The following is a 10,312-nucleotide window of genomic DNA, read 5'->3' as shown; positions in this document are numbered from 1 at the left end:
ATGGCATCGGGCACTGACAAGGACGGGCCGAGGGGGCGGGCGGTCGGCTCACCCGCTCGGACGGAGCTTGCGGCTGCGGGCGTTCACCTCCGCGAGGCGGGCACGGAGGGCTTCGGGTGGGCTGAGGGGCTCGGTGTCTTCCGGGTCCGCGTCCCATTCCCGGCCGCCGGCGAGGGGGCGGAGCCGGAGGTACGGGCCGAGGCGGTCGGTGACGATGCCGAGGCGGTTGTGGTGGGTGTCCCGGACGATCTCGCCGAGGGCGGGGCGGCCGGGGTGGGGTTCGGCCGTCACCGGGAGGCGCCCTTCGTGATCACTTCCGCGAGGGCGTGAGCCACGGGCGCGGAGCAGAGGCCGAGGTGGATGAGGGCGTAGCGGGACTCGTCGGCCCAGGGGGTACGGACGTCCATGGCGGGCAACTGGATGCCGGCCCGGGTGAGAGCGGCGGCGAGGGCGTCGCGGGCGTCCAGGGCTTCCTTGATCTTGCGCTGGTTGGGGGCGGTGGGGCGGGAGGTGGGCATGGCGGACTCCTTCGGCTGGTCGCGCTCTGGTTTCCCGGACCGGAGGGTGTGGGGTGGATTACGGTGCGTAGCCCGGGCACTACGAGCATGTATCCGCAGGAGGCCGGCGACACCGTGGGTGGGGGTGTGGTTCCCCGGCTCGCAGCGGTAGTTCCACACCTTCCACGGAGATCAGGGAGGGGAGCTGCGATGCCACCACGCCGGGTGGTCACGGGCCGGAGCCAGGAGCCGCGGCAGCGCTTCGCTGAGGAGCTGCGGCAGCTGCGCGCGGGGAGCGGGGCGAGCCTGCGGCAGCTGGGGGAACGGCTCGGGTGGGACTGGTCGCTCTTCGGGAAGATGGAGAAGGGCGAGACCCTGGGTGGGCCCGAGGTGGTGCAGGCGCTGGACCAGCACTACGGAACATCGGGGATGCTGCTCGTGTTGTGGGAGCTGGCGCGTGGGGACAAGACGCAGTTCAAGGAGCGGTACCGGCGGTACATGACGCTGGAGGCCGAGGCGGTGAGCCTGTGGCACTTTGCGGTGAGTGTGCTGCCGGGGTTGTTGCAGACGCGGGGGTACGCGCGGGAGTTGCTGGCTGCGGGTGGGTTCACGGGGGACGAACTGACGCAGCAAGTGCAGGCGCGGCTGGGGCGGCAGGAGCTACTGGAGGGGGAGGGTGCGCCGCCGTTCCGGACGATTCTGTCGGAGGCGGCCTTACGGATGGCGTTGAGAGATGAGCAGGCGTGGCGGGAGCAGTTGGGCTACCTGGCCGAGATGGCCGAGCGTCCGAACCTGACGATTCATGTGCTGCCCGAGAGTGCTGGGCCGCACGGCTTGGTGAGCACCGACGTGTGGTTTCTGCGAATGCCGGACGGGCGTACGGTGGCGTACACCGAGAACGCCTATCAGGGCGAACTGGTCGAAGAAAACGCCACGGTAGAGCGACTACAACGCGCCTACGATGCGGTGCGCGACCTGGCATTGTCCCCGGCCGAGTCGCGGAAGTTCGTCCTGCGCATGTTGGAGGAAGTGCCGTGCGATCCATCGACCTGAGTGCCATGACCTGGCGCAAGAGCTCACACAGCAACCCGGACGGTGGTGCGTGCGTCGAGGTCTGCGACGACTTCGGGAGTGTCGTCCCGGTGCGGGACAGCAAGGACCCGCGCAGTCCGGTGCTCGTGTTCCCGGCGGGTGGCTGGTCGGCCTTCGTCACCGCCGTCAAGGACTGCCAACTTCCTTGCTGAGGAACGACCACAAAGCGGATGGCCTCCGAGAACCCTTGGGTTCGCGGAGGCCGCCGGCGTTGTCGGTGCTCTACTTCTTGGTCGTGCGTCGTCCTCGGGTGGCGGCGGCCGGGCGCCAGGCGCGCAGGTCGTCGTCGGTCAGGCCGTGCTCGCCTTGCACCATCTGCCGGTCGCCCCGGAAGAACGCGGCCGGTGAGGCGCCGAAGTTAGCGTCGAACTCGTCGTGCCACTGCTCGAGCCAGGGCTGGAGTTCCTGCAGCCCGGCGAGGAACGGCGTCAGCTCCTCGGAGGTCAGTGCCTCGTGAGAGGCGATGTACGCGTCGAGCGCGTACGCCTGCTCCCGGTGGTCCCAGCCGGCCCAGCCGTAGAGGTCGGGCGTGGAGGTGTTGGTCTGCCCGTACGAGATGAACCGCTCCTTGGGTACGTCGAGCTTGCCGCGCGCCTTCCAGTAGGAGGGGCGCAGGAAGTCCGCCGAGGTGTACTTCGGCGGTACGGGGATCGTGTCCCGGATCCTCCGCTTGGCCGGCTCGTCCGGGGCGGCGTCCTCCTGCCGCTGGAGGTCCCAGACGTGCTCCCAGTCCTCGCGCTTCTTCAGCCCGGAGGGCTTATAGCGCAGGGCGGGCAGGAACGGCACGTGCTCGTCAGTCATCAGCTCGGCGACGACGGCGGGCAGCTCCTTGCGGGGCGCATAGATCTTGGCGACGGAGACGAAGTCCTCGTCACGGGAGAGCACGTCGGTGAGCCGCGAGAGGCTGACGAGGGCGGGCATGTCGTTCTCGTCGAACCAGTGGTCACGGTTCTCGATCCGGTCGAGCAGCCAGGAGCGGAGCGCCTTCTCCTCAAGCGCGTCCCACCCTTCGGTGGCCCACCGTCGCTTGTACTCCGGTCGCTCGACCATCCCGATGGCGCGACTCGACTCGATGACATTGATCCGCTTCTGGACGACCGCGCGGTAGGCGGTGGGCCAGTGGGCAGGAATCTCGGTGATGGGCGTGGACCCGTGCCGCTTGAACCACTCGTCGCTTGCCTCACCGGCGGCGATCTGGCGGGCCAGCACGATCTCGAAGGCACGCTCACCGAGCGTGAGCTCGGGAATGTCCGGGGAATCAGGATCCTCGGAGCCGCGCAAGTCCTCGGGGTGCAACTTATAGAGCGAGTAGACCTGCCAGTCCAACTCGTCTTGGAGCGCAATCATGCGGGAACGGATGGACTCCCACCTAGCTTTGGCTTGGCGGAGCGTAGGAGCGGCTGGGGTGGTTTCAGTAACTAGGGTGGAGGGGCTGGAGTCGCTGAGCTGTTGGGCGAGCGAATCAAGCGCAGTGGCGAGGGCAGTGGGGTACGCGGCGGGGAGAGGGAAATCCAGGAGTGGTGTGCTGTTGAATTGGTAGAAGTCTTCGAAAGGCAGCGTGCTTTGGCGGGCTCCCTTCGTATCCACCGTGCTTCCCATATTGTGGCTAACTTGCTTCATCCAGAAGCAAGTCGTGGAACTGTTGAGCAGCCCAAGAAGCTGCAGGTGCTCCTCCTCGCTCGCCCCCTCTCGCAACTTGATCACAGGGGCAGACTGCTTGAATACCTTCCCGCCCCTGTCGAGCACGAAATGGTTGTGGGTAGCCACGAAGGCGAATGTGATCGTCAGGGGAGTGCGGAGCTTTGCCGGGTATAGCTCCTGCCACTCGTACCAGGTCAGTCCGCGTTGGAGCATGGGGGTGCCGAAGCGGCGGCGGCGCGAAATGATTGACCAATATGGGCGCAGGTATCGCTCCGTATTGGGGATCTGGTCGAGTGGTAGAACCTTGAACTCGTGATCGTATGCCCAGACTGCGTCAAAAGCTGGAGACAGTTGATAGTCGCGGATAATGTCGCCCGTGACCATCGTGCGTACGAACTCGACACGATTTCGCTCGCCGCTTCCGTTGGCGGGGAGCAGGTAGAGGTCGTCTTCGCCGGGTACTGAAGAGATTCCGACTTCAGTGGCGCAATCCCGAATCTTGGACACCGCATGAAGTGCGAGCTGCTCGACCATTTCAAGGCCGCCATCGGCCAAAATCCACGGCTGACTGCCGAAATAGCGGGCTCGATTCAAGTCGTCGACTGATACCCATTGACTTGCCGTCCCCGGCTGGTCGATTTGTTCGATTATCGCCTTCCAGACCTTGCCTTCCTCGCCCGCTGCGGGAGTGGATGGCTCGCCTTGAACGCGTCGTACGGTGCGGATCGTCTCGGAGCGGCCGCTACCCCCCCGCCGTCTACCAACCAGAATGACTGTGGGGGTCCCATGCCCCGGAATATATGCCCCAGATGTGTCGATAACCTCGGTCAGCTCCACTGTATGTCCGAAGTATGTCTCGATCAGCTTCGATCCGAACTCTCGTTTCGTGAAAGAGCTCGCAGTGATCTGCCCTACCATGCCGTAGCCGCGACCGCCTGAATCGCCGCGTGCGGCTAGCTCGAAGAACCGCTGCGCGAAAGGCACCGACAAAGCGTACTTGCCGGCGCAGGCGTCGTACAGCTCCCGATACAAGGTGTTTAGCTGCTTGTCCTTTACTGTGATGTATGGAGGATTTCCCACCACCACGTGATATCGCCCCTGCTGCAGAATTGCAGGATGCTCGTGCACATCCTCTGTGGCGTATGTGAAGGAAGCTAGTGGGTCCTCGGTATCTTCCTCCCCGCCGAGCGTGAGCTCCAGCTGCCGGGCCTTGATCAGTGAATCGCCGACCGCCAGGTGAATTGGCCACTCGTACTTAGCGGCCTCGGCCATCGTCCGCGTGTCACTCGCGGCCATCGCCGCGACCAGCAACCGGAAACGAGCAATAGCCACCGCGAACGGGTTCAGGTCAACACCATGCACCGAATCCAACGCAGCCCGCACCCGCTCGTGCCGGTCCTTGCCCGGCTGATCCTCTGCCCAGAGGCGGACCAGCCTGCGGAAGGACCCCAGTACGAAGTGCCCCGACCCGCACGTCGGATCGATCATCTTCAGGCCCTCGTAGCCGAACTCACGAACCGCCGGGTCCATGGTCCGGTCGAGGATGAACTCCTCCACGAACTCCGGGGTCTGGAGTAGGGCGTACGTCTTTCGGGCCGCCTCGCTCAGGTCCTGGTACAGGTCGCCCAGGAAGCGGGTGTCCCAGCCCTCCGTGCAGTCCTCGTTCAGCTTGTCCGTGAAGTCGTGGACCAGCACACCCGCTTCATCTCGCTCGCGCCAGAACGCGATCAGTTCCCGCGCTCCGTCGTGGGACACCGGGATCTGGAACAGCGGGTTGTGCTTGCGGTCGAACAGGAGCCGGCCCGCCTGGCCCGCGCCCAGGTCCGCGAACGCGCGCTCCAGCCAGCCACGGAAGGTCGGGTCCGAGTCGTTCGCCACGTACTCCTCGTACCGGGCCAGGGCCAAGTCGCGACGGTCCGGGTCCGGCGCCGTCAGGTAGGGCTCCGGGATCAGCTCGTTGTCCTCGCAGAAGCGGACGAAAACCGTGCCCAGGACCCAGGCCACCGCGACCTGGGTGACCCGCTCGTCCAGCCAGGAGTTCCATGTCGCGGCCGTGCGGCCCAGCTTGCGGGCCTGGTCGTATTCGGTGCGCAAGCGGGTGCCCACTTCGGCAACAGCCTTCACCTGCTTGCCGAGGTCCGTCTCGACCGCTTTGACCTGCTGCTTCAGGTCGTTCAACAGGGCCTTGCGGTCGATCACTTGGTGTCTCCCTCGGTTCCGTCCGTCACTGCTGCCTTGCTCGTACTCGCGTCCTTGACCCACGAGTCCGGAAGCTCGATCCACTCACCCAAGCCTGCCTGGTACGCCACCGCGACCTGACTCAGCTTGGGTTCCCTCGACGGGTCGCCCTGCGGTACCAGCAACCACAGGCCGCGACCGCCCTGGCGGGCCGCCTCCGCCAGGCGGTCCAGGACGCCCATCGCGTCGTAGCGGGCGAAGACCGCGGCCTCCGTCAGGAGGACCGGGCCCGAGTCGGCGGCGCGGTCCAGCAGGCTGCGGACCTGTGGCTCCACCGCGCCCCACGCCGTCCGCGCGTATTCCGCGAACTTCACCGCGCCCCGCGAGCCCGCCTCCGCCACGTCCGCCTTCAGCAGCGTCTCCCACGTCGGCTTCGACCCCTCCGGAGCCAGCGCGTGCATCGCCTCCAGGAAGAGAGCCGTCACCGAGACGGCGTGGGCGGAGATGGGGGCAGCGCCCAGTGCCCGTACCGCTTCCTCCGGGCGGTGGTGGTGCACGGTCAGGACCCGGTAGCCGTCGCGGCGGGCCGAAGCGGCCAGGCGTTCCTGCGCGCGGACCGCACCCGCCAGGGCAGGGTCGTCCGCGTACCGCGTCACCGCACCCACGTCCGTGGCCTGCCTCCACGCACCCGTGGTCAGGTAGCTGGACGCGCTGTCCATCCGCGTGGGCAGGTAGCGCAGGGTCTTGGTGTCCTCGCGCGTGGACAGGGTCAAGTCGAAGCCCGCGTCTCGTAGGGCCTTCGTCAGCGGGCCGGCCGTCGGGAGGTCGTGGGAGAAGCCGCCACGAGAGTCAGGAAGGACCAGCTCGGGGAAGCGGGCCCGGACGCGCTCGTGGACGTCCTCGCCCGTCACGCCCGGCTGGCGGGCCTCGGGGACGCCGGGGATGAGCCGGACCAGACCGGCCTGGGTCAGCCGCAGGGCGCGTACGAGCGACAGATCGCGCCGGTAGATCTCCAGGCGGGGCGTCGCCGCCGCGTTGAGGGAGGCGGCGGCCGCCAGCTCCACCAGGCGGCGTTCGTCCCACTCCACCGAGCCGGGCGGCGGGGTGAGGGAGCCGAGCTCGCTCAGTACCGTCGTCGCCGTCGGCAGGGTTTCGAGCTTGGCCAGGCGGTCGGCCGTCTTCCCCAGACGGGTCGCATAGTCGAGCAGGCCCGGCGCCGTCGGGGTGTCCGGGGCGTCGTCTTCGCGGACATCCAGGGCGAGCAGGCCTGCACCCAGGGCCTCCTCGGTGGCCTTGCGGTTGGGCTGGTGCTGGAACTCGGCTTCCTCAGGCTCCAGTTGCTCCACCTCCACCACGGCCCGTACTGCGGCCAGCGCCAGCGCGCGCCGCTGCTCGCGCTCGGACAGCTGCGTACCGCGCCGCACGGCCAGAGCATCGGCGATCTCGGCGGCGGAGGCGACCCGGCCCAGATCGGAGAGGAGATCCATGATCTCGGCGCGCAGGGCTTGCACCGCCGGGTGCTTCTTCCAGCGCTTGCGCTCCTCTTTCAGGAGCTGCGGGATCCGGCCAGCCGACAGGCCGAGCGCGTCCGCGACGTCCTTCTGCTTGGGCCAGACCCCGATATCGGGGAGCTCGCCCTGCGCGTCGGGAAGACGCAGGAGCAGGCGTACCGTCTCGACCTTGTTGTGGTTCGAGCGGTTGTTGTTGAGCTCCGGTACGAAGATCGTGGCCAGCGTGTCCAGGCTGACCGCGCGCAGCGCGGAGCCGGTGAGGCCCCCGGCGGAGTCTCCGCTGGCCAGGGTGCCGAGCAGAGCCGACTCGGTGGCGGACAGCTGGGCCAGTTCCTCCTTGGCCTCGGCCCGGCCCCTCGGGGTGAGCGGCGAGATCGGGGTCTCGCGCAGCCGGTCGCCCCACTCGCGCTGGCGACGCTGGACCTCGCTGCGGGTCTTCGCACCCAGACCGGGTGCGTTGAGGAGCTTGCGGCGGCTGTAGTCGAGGAGCTCCCCGACCGTCGTGACGCCCAGCCCGTACAGGAACGCCTCGGCGGCAGGGGTGAGGCCGGCGGCCGACAGGTGGGTTTCGCGGGTGACCTCCGCCGCGAGCTGCTCGCGCTGCTGCTCTGCGGTGAGCGGCTCGGCGTCCGCGATGGTGGCCTGACCGGCGTCGAGGGACGGAGTCTCGGAGTGTTCCGGGTGGCGGGAGCGGTGGCTGGATGGGACGGCCTGCGTGGCGTCCAGGAAGATCTTCTTCCAGGCGTCCCGCATCGGCTTCAGCTCGGGGAAGCGCTGGGCGGCGTCCCGGTGCAGGGCCTTCTCGAAGAAGGCGACCAGACCGTCGCGCACCCCGGGTTCGAAGGCGTCCTTCGCGATGATCGGGTGCGGGTGCTTCCTTGGGTCTGTCATGCGGGGTAGTACCGAGCCGTCGCCCCACTTGGGCAGCTCGCCGGAGGCCATCTGGTGCAGGGTGACCGCGACCGCGTACCGCTCGGCGTGCGAGTCGTAGGCGGTCCGGGTCAGCGTCCCGATGAACGGGTCGAGGTAGCCCTCGGTGCCGGCCTCGTAGTCCTTCGCCGGGTATCCGGCCAGGGAGAAGTCGATGAGGACGAGCTCGCGGGTGCGGTTCGGGCGGATGCGGATAGCGATGTTGTCGGGCTTGATGTCGCGGTGCCAGACGCTCTCGCCCTCCAGGAAGTCGACCGCGCCGAAGAGGTAGTCGCCGTACGCCTCCAGCTGGTCGATCTGGAGGCGGCCGCTCTCGCGCAGCTGGCGGGCGACCGTCTCCTCGCGGCGGCGGGTACGGGGGGCTCCCGACTCCTCGCCCTCGCCAGTCTCCTCCCGCTCGTCGCCCACGTACTCCAGGACGAGCACCGTGCGGTCGGCGATCTTCAACGGCTCCGGCTCTACGAGCCGGATCACGCGGGAGTCGGCGCGCAGGCGCCCCATGACCGCGGCCTCGTGGGCGAGGATCTCGCCCCGGCTGTCGGAGAGCGCCACCTTGAGGACGGCGAGCGGGCGCGTCTTGCGCGCCACGTGGTCCTGGTCGTAGACGAGGTAGGCGCGGCTGGTCGAGCCGGTGCCCAGGCGGCGGCGGACCTGCCAGCGGCCGCCCAGTACGTCGCCGGCGACGGCTTCGAGCGGGTCTTTCTCGGGGGCCTCCGGTACCGGGGGCGCGGCGGGGGTCGTGAGGGAGTCCTCGACGAGTTCCAGCATCTCGAGGAACTCGTCGATGCTGGAGAGGCGCTGGCCGGGCCGGTAGGCGGTGGCCGCCTGGACCAGATCGTCGATGTCCTCCGAGAGGCCGTCCACCAGCGAGCTGGGACGCAGACCCTCACCGGCTTCGAGGCGGGTCAGCAGCTCGGTCTGGCTCGCGGCCGGTGCCTTGCCCGTCACCAGGAGGTAGGTGAGGACGCCAAGGCCATAGACGTCGAGGTAGACCGGGTCGGCGTTGAGAGCGGTCAGCTCGGGCGCCAGGTACGGGTCGGAGCCCTCCGCCAGGTGCATCGCGGACAGTGCGGTCGGTGCAAACCGGGTCATCCCCTCCCCGGAGCCGCCCGTGCCGCTGCGCTGGGTAGCGATCTGCCAGTCGGAGATCTGCAGGTGCGGGGAGAGCCAGGCCGCGTCCTCGCCGACGGCCTGACCCTCGCGGCCCCGGTTGCGTGGCAGCACGTGGACGGAGCGGGCGGCCAGCGCCCGGTGGTGGATGCGGCTGGAGTGCGCGGAGCGCATCGTCTCGGCGAGCTGGCGGACGAGCGCCATGCGGCCGAGGATGTCGAGCTTCTCCCCGTACTGGAAGAGGTACTCGTCGAGACGCAGGGTGTGCGGGTGGTAGTCGAAGATCAGGGCGGGGCCGGAGGAGTGCCCGGACGGGTCGTACTGCTTGAGCTGGACGACGCCGGGGTGCCGGAAGCGGCGCAGGACCGCGGCCTCGCGCCGGGCGGCGTTCTCCACGGACTGCCGGATCGAGGTGTCCGAACCGCGTTCGCGCAGGTAGATGCGGACGCGGGCCACCTCGGGCAGCTCAGTGTGCTCGGCGAGGTAGTCGGCCCAGGTCTCGCCGGAGTCGAAGGCCTTCCGCTTCAGCTCGTACGGGCCGACCTTGTACTTGGCATCGCTGGGGCGGACACCGACCCGCTCCAGGGCGACCTTGATCTCGCGGGAGTCGACGGCGGTGATGCGTCGGCGCTCGTCACGCGGGGGCTGCTGCAGCATCGCGACCAGTTCGGAGACGGTGTAGACGCCGTTCTCGTCATGGGCGGGCAGTCGGATGCGCAGGCCGTCGTCCGTGAAGCAGACGGCTTCGGCGACCCAGACGCGCTTGCCGTTCTGGCCGAGCAGCCCGGCGAGCTCCTTGGCCTTCTTGTTGACGAGGTGCAGCGGGTTGCCGTGCAGGACGCGACGACCGTTCGGCGCGGTCTGGACCCAGGTGCCGTTCTCGCTGGTCACGGAGCCGTGCCAGTTCTTCAGTTCGATCATGCAGACGCCGCCGGGGGCGATGACGAGGAGATCGATCTCGCGGACGTGCCCGGTGTTCGCGGTGAAGGTGAAGTTCGACCAGGCCCGCCAGGGATCGGAGTCCGGCAGCTTCTCGCGGATGGCTTCCAGGCCGCGGTGCTCGTGCTCGTACTCGGACTCGGTGACCGTGGTCCACCGGCCTTCCCGCATGTGCGGCCCCCGCTTCGTCGCTGCGTGCTGAAGAGCTGATTGGCTCGGCCATCCGGCGGTAGACAAAGCTCTCGGTAGATCCTAACGGTGGGCCTCGACATCCGGGGCACCTGCGACGAAGCGGGCAGCGCCCGGGCTTGCGGATGCCGCGAGTGCAGGGCAGGCGCGATCAAGAGCGGTGCGAATCGGCCAAGTACTTAAGTCCCTGCCGATCACGGAGAACGGTCCGGGAGGATGGCAGGC

6 protein-coding genes are annotated in these 10,312 nt (G+C 68.3%); 2 read left to right on the top strand and 4 right to left on the bottom strand.

What is annotated here, in order from left to right:
* Window positions 1-48 precede the first annotated feature (48 nt).
* Together IE287_RS31545 and IE287_RS31540 are read right to left on the bottom strand one after the other, a co-directional pair.
* Entirely contained in the window at window positions 49-291 is a 243-nt protein-coding gene (locus IE287_RS31545) for a hypothetical protein (protein ID WP_373307932.1), read from the bottom strand.
* Window positions 288-518: a hypothetical protein gene (locus tag IE287_RS31540; protein WP_189852659.1), complete on the bottom strand. Its 231-nt coding sequence runs from the start codon at window positions 516-518 to the stop codon at window positions 288-290. Before IE287_RS31540 ends, IE287_RS31545 begins: the two co-directional genes overlap by 4 nt.
* A gap of 189 nt (window positions 519-707) precedes the next feature.
* Between IE287_RS31540 and IE287_RS31535 the strand changes: the two genes are divergently transcribed.
* Window positions 708-1,550, top strand: a complete 843-nt coding sequence (locus tag IE287_RS31535; protein ID WP_189852658.1) for a helix-turn-helix domain-containing protein — start codon at window positions 708-710, stop codon at window positions 1,548-1,550.
* Window positions 1,532-1,741, top strand: coding sequence for a DUF397 domain-containing protein (locus tag IE287_RS31530; RefSeq protein ID WP_189852657.1), 210 nt, complete (start codon window positions 1,532-1,534; stop codon window positions 1,739-1,741). The genes IE287_RS31535 and IE287_RS31530 overlap by 19 nt, the downstream gene beginning before the upstream one ends.
* Before the next feature lie 70 nt (window positions 1,742-1,811).
* On the opposite strand, the gene pglX is transcribed toward IE287_RS31530, so the two are convergent.
* Both pglX and pglW read right to left on the bottom strand, forming a co-directional pair.
* A complete protein-coding gene (gene pglX / locus IE287_RS31525) occupies window positions 1,812-5,429 on the bottom strand; it encodes a BREX-2 system adenine-specific DNA-methyltransferase PglX (RefSeq protein WP_189852656.1) in 3,618 nt (1,205 codons plus the stop codon).
* Window positions 5,426-10,069, bottom strand: coding sequence for a BREX system serine/threonine kinase PglW (gene pglW / locus IE287_RS31520; protein ID WP_189852655.1), 4,644 nt, complete (start codon window positions 10,067-10,069; stop codon window positions 5,426-5,428). Before pglW ends, pglX begins: the two co-directional genes overlap by 4 nt.
* Between the last annotated feature and the right edge of the window lie 243 nt (window positions 10,070-10,312).

It is taken from the genome of Streptomyces omiyaensis, assembly GCF_014650895.1.
Lineage (GTDB): Bacteria > Actinomycetota > Actinomycetes > Streptomycetales > Streptomycetaceae > Streptomyces > Streptomyces omiyaensis.
The sequence above is the reverse complement of the archived record's forward strand: the minus strand, read 5'-3'. Positions and strand labels throughout refer to the sequence as shown.

Bases quoted from the DNA above. Each gene is read 5' to 3' on its own strand.
- IE287_RS31540 (WP_189852659.1), bottom strand. From the start codon at position 518: ATGCCCACCTCCCGCCCCACCGCCCCCAACCAGCGCAAGATCAAGGAA.
- IE287_RS31535 (WP_189852658.1), top strand. From the start codon at position 708: ATGCCACCACGCCGGGTGGTCACGGGCCGGAGCCAGGAGCCGCGGCAG.
- pglW (WP_189852655.1), bottom strand. From the start codon at position 10,069: ATGCGGGAAGGCCGGTGGACCACGGTCACCGAGTCCGAGTACGAGCAC.